The organism is Rhizobium sp. P2_G2, from assembly GCF_056403555.1.
The window spans coordinates 1-18,692 of the sequence record NZ_JBFUFF010000146.1; the positions used below are offsets into that span (position 1 = coordinate 1).

General features: G+C 60.4%; 16 protein-coding genes and 3 pseudogenes. 3 read left to right on the forward strand and 16 right to left on the reverse strand.

The features are described 5' to 3' along the window. A pseudogene (locus AC1D06_RS39315) lies at positions 1-345 on the forward strand (bifunctional methylenetetrahydrofolate dehydrogenase/methenyltetrahydrofolate cyclohydrolase); the annotation flags it as partial. 9 nt (positions 346-354) lie between these two features. Here AC1D06_RS39315 and AC1D06_RS39320 read toward each other — a convergent pair. Both AC1D06_RS39320 and AC1D06_RS39325 read right to left on the reverse strand, forming a co-directional pair. After that, positions 355-564 (reverse strand): hypothetical protein, encoded by a 210-nt coding sequence (locus AC1D06_RS39320; RefSeq protein ID WP_477990958.1) that lies wholly within the window; start codon positions 562-564, stop codon positions 355-357. Between the two features lie 160 nt (positions 565-724). Next, positions 725-1,666: a LysR family transcriptional regulator gene (locus tag AC1D06_RS39325; protein ID WP_477990959.1), complete on the reverse strand. Its 942-nt coding sequence runs from the start codon at positions 1,664-1,666 to the stop codon at positions 725-727. 109 nt (positions 1,667-1,775) lie between these two features. Here AC1D06_RS39325 and AC1D06_RS39330 point away from each other — a divergent pair, with 109 nt between their 5' ends. Next, complete coding sequence (locus AC1D06_RS39330; protein WP_477990960.1) at positions 1,776-2,798, forward strand: zinc-dependent alcohol dehydrogenase family protein; 1,023 nt, start codon at positions 1,776-1,778, stop codon at positions 2,796-2,798. A 3-nt stretch (positions 2,799-2,801) separates the two neighbouring features. Here AC1D06_RS39330 and AC1D06_RS39335 read toward each other — a convergent pair whose 3' ends face one another. The 12 genes and pseudogenes from AC1D06_RS39335 to AC1D06_RS39390 form a co-directional block, all read right to left on the reverse strand. Then, entirely contained in the window at positions 2,802-3,314 is a 513-nt protein-coding gene (locus AC1D06_RS39335; RefSeq protein ID WP_477990961.1) for an N-acetyltransferase family protein, read from the reverse strand. 37 nt (positions 3,315-3,351) lie between these two features. Continuing rightward, the gene (locus tag AC1D06_RS39340) at positions 3,352-3,840 is read right to left on the reverse strand and encodes a GNAT family N-acetyltransferase (RefSeq protein ID WP_477990962.1); all 489 of its coding nucleotides are present in this window, start codon (positions 3,838-3,840) and stop codon (positions 3,352-3,354) included. Beyond that, entirely contained in the window at positions 3,837-5,654 is a 1,818-nt protein-coding gene (gene edd, locus AC1D06_RS39345) for a phosphogluconate dehydratase (protein ID WP_477990963.1), read from the reverse strand. Before edd ends, AC1D06_RS39340 begins: the two co-directional genes overlap by 4 nt. A 55-nt stretch (positions 5,655-5,709) precedes the next feature. Then, on the reverse strand, positions 5,710-6,408 hold the full coding sequence (pgl, locus tag AC1D06_RS39350; RefSeq protein WP_477990964.1) for a 6-phosphogluconolactonase: 699 nt from the start codon (positions 6,406-6,408) through the stop codon (positions 5,710-5,712). Between the two features lie 37 nt (positions 6,409-6,445). Continuing rightward, positions 6,446-7,841: pseudogene (zwf, locus tag AC1D06_RS39355) on the reverse strand (glucose-6-phosphate dehydrogenase). 118 nt (positions 7,842-7,959) lie between these two features. After that, positions 7,960-9,246: an NAD(P)/FAD-dependent oxidoreductase gene (locus AC1D06_RS39360; protein WP_477990965.1), complete on the reverse strand. Its 1,287-nt coding sequence runs from the start codon at positions 9,244-9,246 to the stop codon at positions 7,960-7,962. Between the two features lie 97 nt (positions 9,247-9,343). Beyond that, positions 9,344-9,688 (reverse strand): type II toxin-antitoxin system RelE/ParE family toxin, encoded by a 345-nt coding sequence (locus tag AC1D06_RS39365; protein ID WP_477880348.1) that lies wholly within the window; start codon positions 9,686-9,688, stop codon positions 9,344-9,346. Further along, positions 9,675-9,965, reverse strand: a complete 291-nt coding sequence (locus tag AC1D06_RS39370; RefSeq protein WP_477880347.1) for a ribbon-helix-helix domain-containing protein — start codon at positions 9,963-9,965, stop codon at positions 9,675-9,677. Before AC1D06_RS39370 ends, AC1D06_RS39365 begins: the two co-directional genes overlap by 14 nt. A gap of 103 nt (positions 9,966-10,068) precedes the next feature. Beyond that, entirely contained in the window at positions 10,069-12,576 is a 2,508-nt protein-coding gene (locus AC1D06_RS39375; protein WP_477990966.1) for a methyl-accepting chemotaxis protein, read from the reverse strand. Between the two features lie 245 nt (positions 12,577-12,821). Continuing rightward, positions 12,822-15,356, reverse strand: coding sequence for a methyl-accepting chemotaxis protein (locus AC1D06_RS39380; RefSeq protein WP_477990967.1), 2,535 nt, complete (start codon positions 15,354-15,356; stop codon positions 12,822-12,824). 390 nt (positions 15,357-15,746) lie between these two features. After that, positions 15,747-15,890 (reverse strand): hypothetical protein, encoded by a 144-nt coding sequence (locus tag AC1D06_RS39385; RefSeq protein WP_477880344.1) that lies wholly within the window; start codon positions 15,888-15,890, stop codon positions 15,747-15,749. 160 nt (positions 15,891-16,050) lie between these two features. Next, positions 16,051-16,248, reverse strand: coding sequence for a hypothetical protein (locus AC1D06_RS39390; RefSeq protein ID WP_477880343.1), 198 nt, complete (start codon positions 16,246-16,248; stop codon positions 16,051-16,053). 13 nt (positions 16,249-16,261) lie between these two features. On the opposite strand from AC1D06_RS39390, the pseudogene AC1D06_RS39395 reads away from it, so the two are divergent. Then, positions 16,262-17,617, forward strand: a pseudogene (locus tag AC1D06_RS39395) (glutamine synthetase family protein); the annotation flags it as partial. Between the two features lie 180 nt (positions 17,618-17,797). On the opposite strand, the gene AC1D06_RS39400 reads toward AC1D06_RS39395, so the two are convergent. Continuing rightward, positions 17,798-18,148, reverse strand: a complete 351-nt coding sequence (locus AC1D06_RS39400; RefSeq protein ID WP_477880341.1) for a response regulator — start codon at positions 18,146-18,148, stop codon at positions 17,798-17,800. Between the two features lie 35 nt (positions 18,149-18,183). Then, on the reverse strand, positions 18,184-18,630 hold the full coding sequence (locus AC1D06_RS39405; protein ID WP_477990968.1) for a hypothetical protein: 447 nt from the start codon (positions 18,628-18,630) through the stop codon (positions 18,184-18,186). Positions 18,631-18,692 lie beyond the last annotated feature (62 nt).

Sequence of the window (18,692 nt, forward strand, 5' to 3'; positions counted from 1 at the left end):
GCCACCGTCACCATGGCCCATTCACGCACCAAGGACCTCGCCAAGGTCTGCGCCGGCGCCGATATCCTCGTCGCCGCCGTCGGCCGTGCGGAAATGGTCAAGGGTGACTGGGTGAAGGCCGGGGCCACCGTGATCGATGTCGGCATCAACCGCGTTGCCGCGCCGGAAAAGGGCGAGGGCAAGTCCAAGCTGGTCGGTGATTGCGACTTCGCCTCCTGCGAACCGGTGGCAGGCGCCATCACACCGGTGCCGAAGGGCGTCGGCCCGATGACCATTGCCATGTTGATGGCCAACACGGTGATCGCCGCCCATCGCAAGGCTGGCAAGCCGGCGCCGAAATTCTGAGGCTATCCGCTATTCGAAGCGGGCGAGCTTGGCGTCAAAGAGTGCTTCCGCCTGTTGGCGGGCCTCGGCCAGGTTCTCGGCGACAGTACGATCACTGATGCCGCTATCCTCGCCTTCCTGGATCAGGTGATCGAGTTCGTCCAAAGCTTCCTGTTGCTCACACTCGTCTTGCAAGGGGCTTTCGACGCAGTCTCCGACGGTCCCGAGATTATTGTTCACCGCCTGTTTCTCTGCTCATTCCTTGAGTGGGTCGGGAAGTGATAGCACCACTTTCGTCATCGGATTTCCGCGCGCGCTGTCTGTGTTCTTCACAAGCATGGAATGCAATTTGGAATTTGCAAGATTAAACTTCGGTCGGCGCCTTCTTCCTCATCGAACCTTATGCCGCCGTTGAAATGCAAATAGCATCGTCATCCGGCAGCCGGGAAACTTCCGGCAGCCGTTCTGCCAGCGCGTCGATCGCCACGCGCACCTTCAAAGGCAGGTGCGGACTCCGCGGCCAAAGCGCGTAGCAGGGGATTTCAAAGCGCAGATGGCGTTCGACAAGCTGGACCAGCCGACCGGACCGGACGTGCTCGCGCACCAGCCAGCACGGTAGCCAGCCGATGCCAAAACCATCCACCACAGCCATCAAGATTGACTTCAGGTCATCGAGACGCATGCGCGACTTTGGCACGATCTCCTCCAATGAACCATCGGGTCGGGGGAACAGCCATTTGCGCGTCGCCTCTATGCGCCCATAAATGATCGCATCATAGCGAGCAAGATCGGCGATGCTCTCGGGGCGGCCATGTTCGGCGAGGTAGTCCGGCGAGGCACAGAGGGTCATGCGCTGGTGGGCCAACCGGCGCGTCATCAGACCGACCGTGTCGTCAAGATCGCCGCTGCGGATTGCGAGGTCGAAACCGTCCTGAAGGATATCGACGCGCCGGTCGCTGAAATGCAGATCGAGCTCCAGGCCGGGATGTTCTCGCGCCAGATCGAGCAGCACCGGCATGACGCATGTCTGGCCGTAGACCACGGGCAATGTCACGCGCAACAGTCCGGTCGCCTGCTGCTGGCCGCTCTCGATCAGGGCGGCACCCGCACGCAGCTCCGATAGCGCCTTGCGGCAATGTTCGTAAAAGACCTGCCCGGCTTCGGTCAGGAACAATTGCCGAGTTGTCCGATGAAAGAGCCGCGCACCGAGCCGTTCCTCCAGCCGTGCAATCGTCTTGCCGACCGCCGATCGCGACAGATTGAGTTTCGCCGCCGCCGCGGAAAAGCCTTCGCGCTCGACCGCTTCCACGAAGACGCCAATATCCGCAAACCGATCGTCCATGTCGCCTCTGTAGAAATATAGGATACAATAAGGAGAATTTATATCGCAACTGTATCCACCAGTGAAGCGATATAAACCGGCCATCGAACAAGCCCGTCAGGAGAATACGATGGCAGAGACGATGAAACGCTGGGTCATGAATAAATTTGGGCGCGAAAACCTCCGGCTCGAAGAGGTTCCCATTCCGACCCCGAAACCTGGTGAGATCCTGGTCAAGACGGCAGCGGTTTCCCTCAATTACCGTGACAAGCTGATGATCGGAAACGGCATGGGCGCACCGCTTGCCTTTCCCTTTACGCCGGCATCGGATCTCGCCGGCGAAGTCGTGGCAGTCGGGGAGGGGGCTTCACGCTTCCGCCCAGGCGACGAAGTCGTGACGCTCTTCATGCCCGGCTATGTCGATGGCTTGCCACAGGGTGCCGCGCGCGACTTGCCCTATCGTTCACTGGGTGGCGTCTATCCTGGCGTGCTCTCATCCTTTGTCCGCTTCCCGGAGGACTGGTTCGTTCGGAAGCCCGCAACGCTCGATATGGCTGCGGCAAGCACATTGACTGTTGCCGGCTCGACTGCCTGGATGGCGCTTGCCGAGCGCGCCAAGATCAGACAGGACGATTGGGTGTTAACCCACGGTACGGGCGGCGTCTCGCTGTTCGGCCTGCAGATCGCCAAGACGCTTGGCGCGCGTGTGATCGTCGTGACGTCTTCGGCCGAGAAAGCGGAGCGCGCGCGGGCGCTGGGCGCCGATCTGGCGATAGACCGCAATGCGGGCGACTGGACGGATGCCGTCATAGCCCATACCGGCGGCTACGGAGTTGATCATGTGCTCGAAATCGTCGGCGGCGACAATGTCGGTCGCTCGGTCGATGTCTCCGCGATTGGGGGCCGTGTGTCAGTGATCGGCGTCATCGAAGGTTTTGCCTTCGCCGGCCCGACCGCACCGCTGATGCTGAAGCAGGTCTCGATTCAAGGCATCAACGTCGCTCCGCGCAATGCCCTGGAGCGCTTTGGCCGCTTCGTTGATGAACATGGCTTGAAGCCGGTCATCGACAGGACTTACGAATTCGCCGACCTGCCGGCGGCGCTTGATCATCTTGACCAAGGCGCATTCGGCAAGATCGTCCTCACGGTCTGACTGTCAGACGACGCCCCGCGCCGCCCAGTCCTCGTAGAGGATCGACATCGAGAACAGGTCGACACGCCTGCCGTCCGGCAGCGTGCCGGCCCCGCGCATCAGCCTGTCCTCGCGAAAACCCATGCCGTAGTAGACATGCAGTGCCCGATGATTGTCGGGCAGCACGCTCAGCGACAGGCGCTGCGTGGGCGCGCCCTCGAAGGCCACGCGCATGACTTCCGACAGGAACAACTTGCCGGTGCCCATGTTCGGCGTCCGCACGATAATGCGATTGATCTGCACAACGCCGTCGCGATGGCCGAGGCCCGAGAGCGCGGCGAAGGCGATAGGGATGGCCTCCCCATCGTCATGGACGAAGTAGAGCACGCCGGGCTTGCTGATGTTGTGGAAATGCTGCGCTTCGTCCCAGCGTCCCACCAGCGCGTCATAGCCGGGTTGCCGTTCGATCGCCATGATCGCCGGTATATCGGCCGCCGTCGCGCGCCGGAGGATCGTCTGCAGGCTCCATACGCTCATAGCGAAGATTTAGGGAACACGCGGGGCATTTTGCAAGTCAGCGATGCCGCAGAGCCTGCCATTCCGACTTGAGGACCGACATGACGGAGAGGTCGACTCGACTGCCGTCCGGCAGAATATAGGCCTGCCGCGAAATGCCCTCGCGCTGGAAGCCGTTGACCTCGTAGACATGCCGGGCGCGATCGTTGGTGATGATGTGGTCGAGCCAGAAGCGATGCGTCAGCGTGCTGTCGAACACCCAGTCGACGATCTCGGCAAGCAGTCTTTTGCCAAACCCCCGCCCGGGAGACGCGACGGCAAAGCGCTTGAGGTATGTATTGCCCTGTGCGTTGGTAAGATCGCGCAATATGCAGAAGCCGCCGATCATGCCATCCTCGGCAAGGCCCGCAAGATAGGCATGGTCCGAATCGTCGATGACGCGGGCGTGAAAATCGGCCGAGGATCGGCCGACAAGTTGTTCATAGCCCGGCATGCGTTCGATCTCCATGATGCGCGGGAGATCGGCGGCCGTGGCGCGACGAATCAATTCAGCACTCCGCCGCCAAGATCGGCCGGCCCGGCCATCTGGCGGAAGATCGAGAACAGCTCGCGGCCCATGCCGTAATCATTGTGCGACAGGTCAGCCGTTGCCGGTTGGCGCAAGGCCAGCTCCTCGGCATCGACAAGCACTTCGATCTTGCCATGAATGGCGTCGATCCTGACGATGTCGCCATCCTCGATCTTGGCGATCGGCCCACCCTCCTTGGCCTCCGGCGTCACATGGATTGCCGCCGGCACTTTGCCCGAAGCGCCGGACATACGGCCATCCGTCAGCAACGCCACACGCTGGCCGCGATCCTGCAACACGCCGAGCACGGTGGTCAGCCTGTGCAGTTCCGGCATGCCATTGGCTTTCGGACCCTGGAAGCGGACGACGGCGATGAAATCGCCGGTCAGTTCGCCATTCTTGAAGGCGGTATTGAGTTCCGACTGGTCGTGGAAGACACGCGCCGGCGCTTCGATAACATGACGCTCGGGCTTCACCGCGGATGTCTTGATGACCGCAGTGCCAAGATTGCCCTTGAGCATCTTGAGCCCGCCGGTTGACTGGAACGGCGCGTCGATCGTCGACAGCACCTTCGGATCGCCGCTCTCGGCCGGCACAGGCATACGGGTCACCGCGCCGTTCTCGCCCAGCCGTGCCTCGACCGTATAGGCGTCGAGGCCATGGCCGAAGACGGTGCGAACATCGTCATGCAGCAGCCCCTGCTTCAGCAATTCCCGGATCAGGAAGCCGATGCCGCCTGCGGCATTGAAATGGTTCACGTCGGCGAGCCCGTTCGGATAGACGCGGGCCAGCAGCGGGATCGCATCCGAAAGGTCCGAAATGTCCTGCCAGGTGAGGTGGATACCGGCGGCGCGGGCGATGGCCACCAGATGCATTGTGTGATTGGTCGAGCCGCCGGTCGCATGCAGGCCGATGACGCCATTGACGACCGAGCGCTCGTCGATCATCTCACCCGCGGGCGTGAATTCGTTGCCAAGCGCGGTGATGGCAAGCGCGCGCTTCGCCGCCTCCTTGGTCAGCGCCTCGCGCAACGGCGTGCCGGGATTGATGAAGGATGATCCGGGCATATGGAAGCCCATGATTTCCATCAGCATCTGGTTGGAATTGGCCGTGCCGTAGAAAGTGCAGGTGCCGGGGCCGTGATAGGACTTGGACTCGGCGTCCAGCAATTCGGCGCGGCTGACCTTGCCTTCGGCAAACAACTGCCGGACCCTGGTTTTTTCATCGTTCGGCAAGCCCGTGGTCATCGGTCCGGCCGGAATGAAGACCGCCGGTAGGTGGCCGAAGGTCAGCGCCGCGATCGCCAGGCCCGGCACGATCTTGTCGCAGACGCCGAGATAGACGGCGGCATCGAACATGTTGTGGCTAAGACCGACGCCGGCCGCCATGGCGATCAGGTCTCGCGAGAACAGCGACAGTTCCATGCCCGGCTGGCCCTGGGTCACGCCGTCGCACATGGCCGGCACGCCGCCCGCCACCTGCGCCACGCCGCCTGCCTCGCGCGCCGCCTCGCGGATCAGTGCCGGATAGGTCTCGTAGGGCTGGTGCGCCGACAGCATGTCGTTATAAGCGGTGATGATGCCGAGATTGGCAACACGGTCTCCAGCCAGCATCTCCTTCTCGGCGGGGGAACAGACCGCGAAGCCGTGAGCGAGATTACCGCAGCCGAGCACGGACCGATGCGGTCCCTTGGACGCGGCGTCCCGTATGCGACCCAGATAGGTCTCGCGGGCGCGCTTCGAACGTTCAACAATACGAGCGGTGATCGCCGCAATTCTCTTGTCGGCTGCCATGGTCTGTCCTTTCTATGTCATGCCGTGTGGGAGGTCACGGCATCGTCGGCACCCTTCAGGGCGCCCAGTAGATTTCGGTATCGGATGCTGCTGTAGCGATAACGCGGCCAATCGGCAGCGTGCTTGTCGCTCCTTCGGCGAGCGCACGGTCGATCACCGGCTTTTTCGCCTCACCCTCGATGTGGAGCACGAGCAAACGCGCATCCTGGAGGGCGGAGAAGGTGAAGGTCAGGCGCGGTTCGCCGGCATCCTGCGCCTCCATGGTGATGACACTGCGCGGCGTCGACGGCTTCAACGCCCGTTCCAGATTGTTGCCGCCCGGGAAGAACGAAGCCGTGTGCCCATCGCCGCCCATGCCGAGAATGACGACGTCGAAAGGTGATGCGACGTCGCGCATGTCGCCGGTCGCCACCAGGGCGGCGTCTTCGGCATCGGCGACGGCGTGATAAAGCGGGATGAATCTCGCTTTGGCCGCTTCGTTCTGCAGCAGGTTCTGCGCCACCAGCTTGTGATTGGAGCGGTCGCTGGTCTCGGAGACGAAGCGCTCGTCGACCAGCGTGATCTTCACTTTGTCCCAGGCGATCGGCTTGGCCGACAGCGCCTGGAAGAAAGCCTTGGGCGTCGAACCGCCGGAGACGGCGATCGACGCACGGCCGCGTGTGGCGACCGCGCTGCTCAGCGCTTCCGAGACTGTGTCGGCCAGGGCTTGTGCGAGCGCGGCACCATTCGGAAACGTATTGAAATGGTATGCCATCAGCTCTGCCTCAGCTCTCTGTCGTCGTTGCTCTGTGCTATTCGTGCCAGGTGCGGCCGTCGCGCTCGATGAGCGCGATTCGGGTCGACCCAGCGCCATGCGGCCTCGACTTCGTCGCGGCGCATGAACAGCGTCTGCTGCGAACGGATGACATCCAAAAGCAGCCGTTCATAGGCATCCGGATTGCGCACTTCGAAGGCCTGGGCAAAGCTCATGTCGAGCGACACTTCCCGCAGCCGCATGCCGCCCGGGCCGGGGTCCTTGATCATCAGCGACTGCTTGACGCCTTCGTCCGGCTGCAGGCGGATGATCAGCTTGTTCTGGTTGATACGGCCGGCCGACGAGTCGAAGATCGAATGCGGGATCGACTTGAAGGTGATGACGATCTCAGACACGCGCGTCGCGAGCCGCTTGCCGGTGCGGATATAGAAGGGTACGCCGGCCCAGCGCCAGTTGCCGATCTCGGCTTTGATCGCCACATAGGTTTCGGTGTTGGAAACACCACCCTCGAGTTCTTCGAGATAACCCCTGACCGCACCCTTGTCGGACGCGCCGGCGCGGTATTGGCCGCGGACGGTGAACTTGTCGGAGTTGGAGGCGTCGATCGTCTTGAGTGCCCGCAGCACTTTCAGCTTCTCGTCGCGCACCGCTTCGGCGCCCATCGAGGCCGGAGCCTCCATGGCCACCAAGCAGACGAGCTGCAGGATATGGTTCTGCACCATGTCGCGCAGTGCGCCGGCCTTGTCGTAGTAGCCGGCGCGGCCCTCGAGGCCGACCGACTCCGCCACCGTGATCTGCACATGGTCGATATGGGCCGAATTCCACAGCGGCTCGTAGAGCGCATTGGCAAAGCGTAGCGCCATCAGGTTCTGCACTGTCTCCTTGCCGAGATAGTGGTCGATGCGGAAGATCTGTTCTTCCTTGAAGGCCCTGCCGATCTGGTCGTTGAGCTCCAGCGCCGAGGCGAGGTCACGGCCGATCGGTTTCTCGACGACGATGCGGGTATTTTTCGTGATCAGCTTGTGGTCGCGGATGCGGTCGCTGATCGGCCCGAAGACCTGCGGCCCGACCGCAAGGTAGAAGGCCCGGACCCGGTCCTTGCCTTCATCGAGCAGTTTGCGCAGGTTGTCCCAGCCGCGTTCGGAACCGGCGTCGACCGACACATAGTAGAGATGCGAGGTAAAGCGGGCCAGCGATTCTTCCGTGAATTCGCCCGGCTTCAAAAATTCCTTGAGCGCGTCGGTCGCGAACTTGCGGTAAGCCTCGTGGGTCATCTCCGCACGCGAGGCACCGATGACCCGAGTAGGGTCCGTGAATTGACCGGACTCCATGCGATGGAAAAGTGCGGGCAACAGCTTGCGCTCCGCGAGATCGCCCGTGCCGCCGAAGACGACATAATCGAAAGGTTCTACGGGAATGATCTGGCTGCTCATCGGCGTTCTCTCATCTTTCCGGACAGGGGGTTGTGTAATCTAATCGATTTAAAAATACCAGCGCTTCGCGACGGAAATATGAACTTTTTCTCGCGTCACGCAATGGCTGCTCCCTGTCCTATACCTTGTCCATCAACGAGAACCACGTCAACGCAAGGAAGAGCAAGGGGGCACGGAAATTCTGCCCGCCCGGGAAGGGGGGCACTTTCAGCGACCGGTAGAGATCGAGATCGTTGGCTTTGCCGAGCAGGCTTTCGGCATAAAGACGGCCGCAATAATTGGCGAGCATGATGCCGTGGCCGGAATAGCCGCCGATCGAGGTGACGTTGGGCATGACCTGGCGGACATACGGCGTGCGCGGCAGCGTGATGCCCACGGAGCCGCCCCAGCCATGGGTGAATTCGATATCCCTGAGCTGCGGATAGATCTCCGTCACCTGGCGGCGGATGTGAGCGGTTATGTCACTGGGTGCGTTGGACGTATAGGCCTCGCGACCGCCGAACAGCAGCCGGTTGTCCTTGGTCTTGCGCCAGTAGCGCACGACGAAGCGGGAATCGCAGATCGATTCACCGCCGGCAATGATCTCGGGAAATTTGTCGAGCGGCGGCGTCGCGCCGATGAAGGAACCGATCGGCATGACATGCGCCGCCGTATTCGGCTCGAGCCTGCCGGTATGGGCGTCGGTGGCGACAAGTGCCTTGTCGGCCGTGATCGTGCCGCGCGTCGTCTCGATCACGACCTTGCCGTTGTCCGACTGGATCGACTTGGCTGCCGTCATTTCGTGGATCCTGGCGCCGGCGTGTTTTGCTGCGCGGGCAAGGCCGACCAGATATTTCATCGGATGTATATGGCCGGTTTCACTGTCATAGATGCCAAAATGGAACCGGCTGGAGCCGGTGACGAAGGCCGTCTCCTCGCGGTTCATGAAGCGGAGATGCGGATAGTTGTAACGCTCGGCGGCGATCACCGGATTGGCGCGAAACTCCTTCTCGAAGCGCTCCTTGTGGGCCACGATCATGTGGCCCTTGACATAATCGATCTCGAAATTCTCCAAAGCCGCGAAATCGATCAGGTTGCGCTTGGCGGTTTCGGCCATGTGAAACAGGGCGCGTGAGGTTTCGATGCCGAATTCCTCTTCACGGTCCTCCGGCCACCAACGCTGCCCGGTGCCCAGTTGGCCGCCATTGCGGCCCGATGCCCCGTCGCCGAACCGGTTGGCATCGACCAGCACGACGTCCGTCCCGGCCTTGGCGAGATGGTAAGCAGCCTGCAGCCCGGTGAAGCCGCCACCGATGATGGCGACATTGGCTTTCGTCGATCCGTCGAGGGGAGGATATTCCGGACGCTCCTCGATCGAGGATTCATACCAGGATATACCCGGAGAGATCGGGCTCTGCCATGCCATTTATCAACACCTCAGATGCTTGCACCCGTCGGTCGGGCGCCTCTCTGATAGCCCATCCGGACGAGAAGGAGCAAGGCATGTGATATGGTGGAAGGCGTCAGGTTTCGCCTTCGAAGTCCCCGTCGTCGGGCAGCGCTCCGAGATAGAATGTCTCGTAGTCCCGGCCGCCGTAAAAGATATTCGTTATGCGGACCCGATCGTGTTCGACCTTGTAGGCAATGATGGCGGAATGTTCGAAGGGCACGGTGCGCAGCCCCATTTCGAGATCATCGCGTGGCCGACCGCCATGAGGAACGAACCCGATGCGTTCGCAGCGGTCTTCAATTCGGCTGACGAAGCGCTTCGCAGTCGGTCGGTTTTGGCTCATTTCGAAGACGATGTCGTAAATATTCTGGAGGTCCAGAATTGCCTCGTCTCGATAGCCAACCTTAAGATGACGCATTCACGTCTTCCGCTTCCGCTCGAGCCATGTACTCTTCCATTCGCGCCCGGACCTCCTCGCTAGACACATCCGGCCGCGGATCGTCCAGCGACCGCCGGATACGCGCCTTGATCGACTTGATCGCCTCCGCATGCTCCTCGCGGCGGCGTTGCCAGAGCCGCATCGCGTCGCGGATCACCTCGCTGGTCGAGGCATATTCGCCAGCATCGACGCTTTCGCGGATCAGCCGCAGCATTTCGGGAGTGACGGTGATGCTGATCTTCTCTGCCGACTGCATGGCTTTTCCTCCTTGGAGACCTGCCGGAAGAGTAGCATAAAATCATACCCCGCGCCAAGCAATCGGCCGGGCGCGGGGCAGGGTAGGGAGATCCAAGCGGAAATCAGGCGGCGCGGCGGCCTGCGTCGTAATAGCCTTCGTCATCCAGATGGAAGCGGTTGACCAGTTCCATCAGGTGATCGGCCTCTTCCGAAAGCTGACGCGTCGCGGCATTGGTTTCCTCGACCATGGCGGCATTGCGCTGGGTCATCTGGTCCATCTGGTTGACCGTCGAGTTGACCTCCATCAGCGATACCGATTGTTCGCTGGCCGACGTGGCAATCAGCTCGACATGGCCGGAAATCTCGACGATCTGGCGGGAAATCTCCATCAGCGCCTCGCCGGTTTCCGTGACGTAGCGCGAGCCGGTCGACACTTCATCGGCCGAATTGCCGATCAGTTCGCCGATTTCCTTCGCCGCCTTGGCGGACCGCTGCGCCAGTTCGCGCACTTCCTGGGCGACGACTGCGAAACCCTTGCCGGCATCGCCGGCGCGGGCCGCCTCGACGCCTGCATTGAGCGCGAGCAGATTGGTCTGGAAGGCGATCGAGTCGATCACGTCGATGATCTGGCTGATCTTGTCGGATGCATCCTTGATCCGGCCCATGGCCGAAATCGCGTTCTGCACGATGCCGGAGGAATTGTCGGCATTGCGCTTGGCCGTGGCGACGATGTTCTTGGTTTCGGCGGCGCGGCCTGACGCGGTCTTGGTCGTGGCGGTGATCTCTTCCACCGCTGCCGCCGTCTGTTCGAGCGATGCGGCCTGCTGCTCGGTGCGTTTGGAGAGCTCGTCGGCGGCATCGGCCATCTGCCGGCCATTGTCCTGGATCAGGCCGGACGCGGCGCGGATGTCGTTGAGCGTGTCGCGCAGGCCGGCAATCGAGCTGTTGAAGTCGTTGCGCAACTGTTCGAGATTGCCGGCAAACGGTTTGTCGAGCGTCATCAGCTCGCCACGTGCGAGATTGCCGAGGCCTTGGGCCAATGCATCGACGGCGAACTGGATCTGCCGCGCCGTCTCCTGCTTTTCAGCCTCGTTGCGGACGCGTTCCTCCTCGGCCGTTTCGCGGGCGCGATCGGCCTGTTCCTCCATCGTGATCTTCGCCAACGCATTGTCCTTGAAGATAGAGAGCGCGCGCGCCATGTCGCCGATTTCATCCGGCCGCTTCTCGCCGGAGATCGACGTATCGAGCCTGCCTTCTGCAAGCCGGCGCATGGCCGAGGTGATGGCACCGATCGGCCCCTTGAGCGTGATCACCAGAGCCGCACCGGCCGCCATGGCGACGAGGATGCCGACCAGAACTGCACCCACCGAAATGGTGTTTGCCTGTTGCCGCTCGACACCCGCATTGACCTTCTGGTTCTCTGCAAAATTGATCAGCAGATTCCATGTGCTATCGATCTGTTTGGACGCAGCCGCAAATTCCTGCTTTTTTTGCTGCGCATTCTTGGAGAGATCGACGGCATTCTTATCCAGTCCGTCCAGGATCTGCTGCATCTTCTTCGGCAGGTCGGCGAAGAACGGATCGTCCTTCACGGCCGTGGAAAGGCTGCCTACCTCGTTGGCATACATGTAGAGCGATTGCTGAACCTTCTTGACCGCATCTTCGTCCGGATTGGCGAGCAGTTCGGCAAACACGACACGGATTTCGTTGTTGTCGCTGACGATAGCCCGCAGATTGTTGGCGACGCCGTCGGCGCTGGAGATTTCCACATCGGCAGCAGCCAGGTTGAGGATCGACTGGCGCATCAGGTCGCCGCCGAATTGCTTGAACATCGAGGCCGTGCCGCGGAAATTGTTGAGAATGCCATTGGCCTGTCCCATCGCCGCATCGCTCAGATCCTTGGCCTTGATCTGCGTCAGGAGCTGGTTCGCCTGTTTCTCGAACTTCTTGCCATAGGGCAATTTTTGTTTCGGCAGAGATGCCAGGACTTTGCCGACAGCGCCTTGAAGGTCCGGCGCGTATTTGGTGAAGACCTTGAATTTGTCCTCGGGTGTCAGGACCTTGCCGTAATCGACCACCATGGCATCGAGCAGGACGGAGACGCCGTCAAGCTCCATACCCGATGTCAGGCCCTTCTTTTCGGTCTTCTCTTTTTTCTTGGCTGCCGCGATCAGCTTGAAGGAGCGCTTGCCCGCCTGGCCCTGCATGTCGAGGAGTGCGGCTTGGGCCTTGGCGACGTTTGCGAGGATCGTCTCCTGATCCTTCTGCAGTCCCCAGATTTTCTCGATATTGGTGGAGATCGTCTGCGACTGGGCTACCGCAGTGTCGAGCGTCGAGACATCGGTATCCTTCCGCAGGCTCTCCGTGGTCTCCTTCAACAGGGTAAGCTGATTTTCCGTGTCTTTGGCGGCGCGGTCGTGGTTTGCCTGCGTCGGCTGCATGAGAAAATCGCTCATGCTGGCGAACACCTGCTTGAAGCCGGAGAGCGATTGCAGCACGCTGTTGGAAATCTCCATGCGGCCTTGAAGCAAGCCGGAAGCATAGAGCCCAGTCAGGCCGACGGCCGAAATGCTGACCACGAACGGCAGAACCAGGACGATGACCTTCGTCTGAATCTTGAAGCGGGACATAAATTTATCAATCAAAGCACATTCCCCCAAACCATCGCATTGCCCTGGTCAGCCCGTGCCTTTTTCCCCAAAGACTCCGGCTGAGCGCGCGAGCGCATTTTCAATTGGCGAGGGTCGCACTTTGCTCTTAATGATCGGCTAAAAACATATTAGTCAAATTGATATTATTTCCGTAACGCCCTGGAAATAAACGAATGGCACGGGCTTTTCGACCCGTGCCATGTCCATTGATGTCGTTTCCTTGGTTAGGCGGCGCGGCTCAAATGGCCGCCGTTCCGCTCCTGTGTCGAAAGCTTGAACTGCTCGACCAGCATCATCAGCGCGTCGGCTTCCTGGGCGAGCTGCCGGGTGGCGGCATTGGTCTCTTCGACCATGGCGGCATTGCGCTGGGTCATCTGGTCCATCTGGTTGACCGAGGAATTGACCTCGGCCAGCCCGATGGATTGGTCGCGGCTGGCCATGGCGATCATCTCGACCCGTTCTGAAACGGTGACGATCTTGGCGGAAATCTCCGACAGCACGGTGCCGGTTTGCTGCACCTGCCGCGCGCCGGCGGAGACTTCCGTGCTCGACTTGTCGATCAGTCCCTTGATTTCCTGGGCCGCACTCGCTGAACGCTGGGCAAGTTCGCGCACTTCCATCGCCACAACCGCAAAGCCCTTGCCTGCCTCGCCGGCGCGCGCGGCCTCGATCCCGGCATTGAGCGCCAAGAGGTTGGTCTGGAAGGCGATCTCGTCGATCACATCGATGATCTGCACGATCTGGTTGGAGGCATCCTCGATCCTGCCCATCGCATCGATAGCGTTCTGCACGACGGCCGACGAGGCATCCGCTGCCCGCTTGGTCTCGGCGACGATCGAGTTGGCTTCCTCGGCACGCTCGGCGGAGGATTTGACCGTGACGGTGATTTCTTCGACCGCAGCTGCCGTTTGCTCGAGTGAAGCGGCCTGCTGCTCGGTGCGTTTGGAGAGTTCGTCAGCGGATGAACTCATCTCGCCGGCATTGCGCTGGATCATGTAGGTGTTGTTGCGGATCTGGCTCATCGTGTCCTGGAGGCGCAGCAGCGAGCCGTTGAAGTCGTTGCGCAGCTGTTCGAGCCGGCCGAAGAACGGCGTCTCGATCGTCTGCGAAATATCGCCGGCCGCGAGACGTCCAAGACCTGTTGCGAGCGCGTTGACGGCGAAATCGATCTGCCGGTCCACGTCGAGCTTTTCCTGGTCGTTGCGCTGGCGCTCGGCTTCAGCGGCGGTGCGTTCAGACTCGCTCTGGCGCTCGATCTCGATCTTGGAAAGCGCGTTCTGCTTGAAAACGCCAAGCGCGCGGGCCATTTCGCCGATCTCGTCGACGCGGGCCTCGCCGTTGATCTTGGTGTCGAGCACGCCTTCGGCGAGCCTGCGCATCGACGAGGTGATCTGGCCGATCGGCCCCTTGAACGTCATGACCAGGCCGATGCCGGCGAAGATGGCGATGATGATGCCCAGGACCGTGGCGCCGATCGAAATCGAATTGGCGTCCTGGCGTTCCTTGCCGGCGCTCTGCTTCTGCAGTTCGGCGAAGGTCGTCAACTGCTTCCAGATCGTATCGACACCGCTGGCCGCTGCCGCAAAGTCGGTGTGGCGTTGCTCCGATACCTTCACAAGCGCCTTGCTGTCCTTGTCCATCTCGTCCAGCGCCGGAATGAACGTCTTCTGCAGGTCGGCATAGAAAGGCAGGTCCTTGGCGGAGCCGGCGAGAGGGATCATATCCTTCTTGACGATTTCGAAATCATCCGCAAGACGGGTGCGGTTCTGCTCGTTGGGGATGAGCATGAACTTGGCGAGCAGGATCTGGATCGAATAACCCGAAGTGACGAGCTTGCGGCTGTCGTTGAGCAGGCCCTCGGCCTTGACCAGCGGTGCATCGAGCTTGGCGAAATTGTCAGTCGCCTGCTTCATCTTCTGTGCAGCCGCAAGGCCGAGATAGACGTTGAACTGCCGGAAGCCGCTCAGCTTCGTCTGCATCTTGGCAACATTTTCGTCGGACGGGTCTTTGCTGTCGATCACTGCAGAGAGATCGGAAATAGAGGCGGTGAGCGACTTGACGATCGCCTTGTTCGATGCGGGCAGCGCGGCAGCCAGGATACGCTGGCGCTTCTTCAGATCGCCAAGGCTATTCTTGATCAGGTTGAATTTGTCCTGCGGCGTCTTGGCCTTCATGTAGCCGTTGGCGATATCGACCAGTCCCTGAGCGTTGACCTGGATGCGGTCCGCCTCGCGCAGCAGCGATTTCGCCGCGTTCTGGTCGTTGTTCATCTGTCGCTGCACCTGGGTGGTGGCCTCGGTGATCTTCATCTGCGAGGCGACGACGACGTTCAGGCTGTTCTGGAGGCTGTCGGATAGCTTGGTTTCCGTCTCGTGCAGCGTCCAGAGGCCACTCATATGGTCGATGATGCTGTCGATGGACTTGGTCGCCTCTTCGAGATCGGCGCGGCCTTCCGCGTTCTTGCCGAGATGCCCCAGCATGCCTTGCAGCATGTCGCGCTGGCTGGCCAGCTTCTGGGCAACGTCGTCGCGGCTTTCCGGTGTCGCATTTTCGAGGAAGCGGCCCATCGCCGCCGAAACATCTTTGAAGCCTGAAAGCGATTGCAGGACGCTGTTGGAAATTTCCATGCGCCCTTGGAGGAGGCCCGAGGCATAAAGGCCCGTGACACCGACGGCTGAAATGCTGACCACGAACGGGAAAATGAAAATCAGGACCTTGGTCTGAATCTTAAAGCGGGACAGTATGCGGTCGATGTTCATTCATTTGCCTCCTTCAATTGGCGGGCAAATGCCTTTGCGAATGCGTCCGTGACCCATCTTGTTTGTGCCGGCAGGGTGCGGTGTCTTCGAAACACTGAGCGCAATCATCGCACCCGCGTGTCAGGGCATTTGCCGACATCATCGTCGTTTCGCCTACTATCGCGGGTGGCCCTTAAAATTAAATTACCGCTAATAAAAATCGATGAATTTAATCAATTACGTATAGGGTTGGTGAAGCGGCGGACGACCGTTGTTTGAAAATTACTTGAGCATTTCGATTTGCAGACGATTTTCAGCTGGCGTCGCCCGAGCGATCCGATCGTGGCACTTCTCAAGATCGGGTCGCAGTTCGGCAATCCGCATCATGCGAATCGAGAGGCCGATCGGATTTCAAAGGACGAACGTCATCAACCCGTAAAGGCAGGCTGCTGCCATCGTCACGGCGAAGGCAATAACCTCCATCTTCCGAAACCGGTCGTCAGCCGTCTTGGCGATGGCAATTGCGCGGGCCTGCCTCCGTCTGTCGTTCTGCATTCCAATTTCCCCTTTCGTTTATCTCAGAATGGGCGCGTTCCGTTAATAACGCCTGAATCTGCCTTCGGTTGCGAAGCGGGTCCGCGCCGGCATTGTCGATGCGTCGCCGGTGAGTCGAGAACTGTGTAGCAGTCCTGCCGGTTAAAGACATTGATTCCGGTCAATTCATGTCCGCCGCCAATTCGTCCAGGAATTTGGGAAATTTGCGGCGAAAATGCTCTCCCCCTCTCGCCAATTGACCGCAAACCGCTATGATCACCGGATTATCAACCTCAAAACGGTGCATCATGGTCGCACGAAAAGCGCTCGGCAAGAAAGTCAGGACAACAACAGAACTTCCTCCGAAGCCTTCGCCCATGCTGTTGCGTTCCCGCGGTGTCACCAACTGGAAAGAAGCGGCTGAATGGCTGCGTGTCCGCGGTATCGAGGACATCGAATGCATCACACCCGACCTGGCAGGCGTGCCGCGCGGCAAGATGATGCCGTCGTCGAAATTCACCTCCAATACCTCGCTGGCGCTGCCGTCGGCGATCTACCGCCACACGATTTCCGGTGACTATCCAGAGGAGACGGAGGAGTTTCGCTACGATTCCCGCGACAGCGACATCAAGCTGGTGCCGGATCTGTCGACGCTCTCGGTCGTGCCATGGGAGACCGACCCGACGGCGCAGGTGATTTGCGATATCATCGACACGGACGGCAAGCCGGYCTCCTACACGCCGCGCAATGTGCTCAAGCATGTGCTGGCGCTCTACAAGGACCGTGGCTGGAAGCCGGTCGTGGCACCGGAAATCGAATTCTATCTCGTCGCCAAGAACGATGACCCCGACTATCCGCTGAAGCCGCCGCAAGGGCGCTCCGGCCGCTCGATCCAGGGCGGACAGGGCTATTCGATCGCCGGCATCAACGAATTCGACGAGCTGATCGACGACATCTACCATTTCTCGGCGGCGCAAGGCCTGGAGATCGATACGCTGATCCATGAGGAGGGGCCGGCTCAGCTCGAAATCAACCTGCGCCACGGCGATCCGATCGAGCTGGCTGACCAGGTCTTCCTGTTCAAGCGCACCATTCGCGAAGCAGCGATGGGGCATGGCATCTACGCCACGTTCATGGCCAAGCCGATGCAGGGGCAGGCGGGTTCGGCGATGCATATCCACCAGTCCGTGGTCGACATCAAGACCGGCAAGAACGTCTTCTCCAACCCTGACGGGTCGCCCTCAAAGGAGTTCTTCAACTTTATCGGCGGCATGCAGGCCTATGTGCCGAAGTCGCTGCCAATGATGGCGCCCTATGTGAACTCCTACCGCCGCCTGACGCCGGGCATGTCCGCCCCGGTCAACAATGCCTGGGGCAACGACAATCGCACCACGGCTTTCCGCGTTCCGGTCTCCGACGCCGCCGCGCGCCGCGTCGAAAACCGCCTGCCGAGCTCGGACGCCAATCCCTATCTGGCCTTGGCGGCTTCACTCGCCTGCGGCTGGCTCGGGATCATGAAAGGCCTGCAGCCGACCCCGCCTTCGGACGGAACGGCGAATGAGGGTTCCGTGGAACTGCCGCGCGGCCTGCTCGAGGGCGTTTCGCTGATGGAGAACGAGCCGGCGCTGCGCGAGGTCTTCGGCGACGAATTCATCGGCATATATGCCGGAGTCAAGCGCGGGGAGTTCGAGACCTTCATGCAGGTTATCAGCCCCTGGGAGCGGGAATATCTGCTGCTGAATGTCTGAAGTTCGTGTGCGAGCGCTCGGCGGTATTTGCTGCGCGGGCGTTCGCCCCTGCACGACGCGCGATCCGTACTAACGGCATGGCTTTAGTGCTTGGAGTGGAGACTTGTGGCCCCGGCGTGTCAATCTCGGATCGTTTCTGGCGGTGACAAACCGCCGATACGTCCTTGTGCGCGGAAATTGCTATTCTTCAGCCTTCTGCGATAGAGCTGTGCAAATCGCGGTCTCCAGTTCCCGCTGCTGAAAAGGTTTCTGCACGATCGGCACCCGCTGCAAAAATTCAGGCAGGCTCGTTCTGCTATATCCGGTCGCGAAAATGAATGGCAGACCGCGAGCCCTGAGAACTTCGGCGACAGGGAAGCTGCTGCTGCCGTTGAGATTGACATCGAGGATAGCGATATCGAAGACCAGTGATGCCGCTTTCTTGAGCGCTTCGTTCAGTCTTGGCGCCAAACCGATCACGGTGCATCCGATGTCCTCGAGCGTATCCTGAAGAAACATGGCGACCATCGACTCGTCCTCGACGATCAGCACGCTTCGACCGTTCAGGGTTGCCCCGATATCCATGACTAGATGCCTCGAATATTCAAATTAAGCGAATCTGGCCGCTGTGGCTCTTCGTGCTGAACACGAAGCTCCTCCAAAGGCGCCTCAATCGAACAAATCACACCATCCTGGGCGAATTCCAACTTGACGTCGCCATAGAGGTCCTGCGCAAGACCCTGCTCGATGAGCCGTGAACCAAATCCGCGTTTAAGCGGAATTGCCACCGGCGGTCCACCTTGCTCGATCCAGCGAAGGTAGAAATATCCAGAGTCTTCATCGATCCGCCAGCTAACCTCAACCATTCCGCCTGGAACGGTAAGCGCTCCATATTTGACCGCATTGGTGGCGAGTTCATGCAGGGCCATCGACAATGCAAGGGCGGCCTTCGGCTGCAGGCGAATCCTCGGTTGTTGAGTGCCACTGAGAACTGACCCAGTTTGACGTAATATTTCCACTGAGAATTGACCCATGTTTGAACCTTGCCCTGCGTGTTTTCAGCGAGGGCTACGGAGTGATCGACATGGCGTTATTG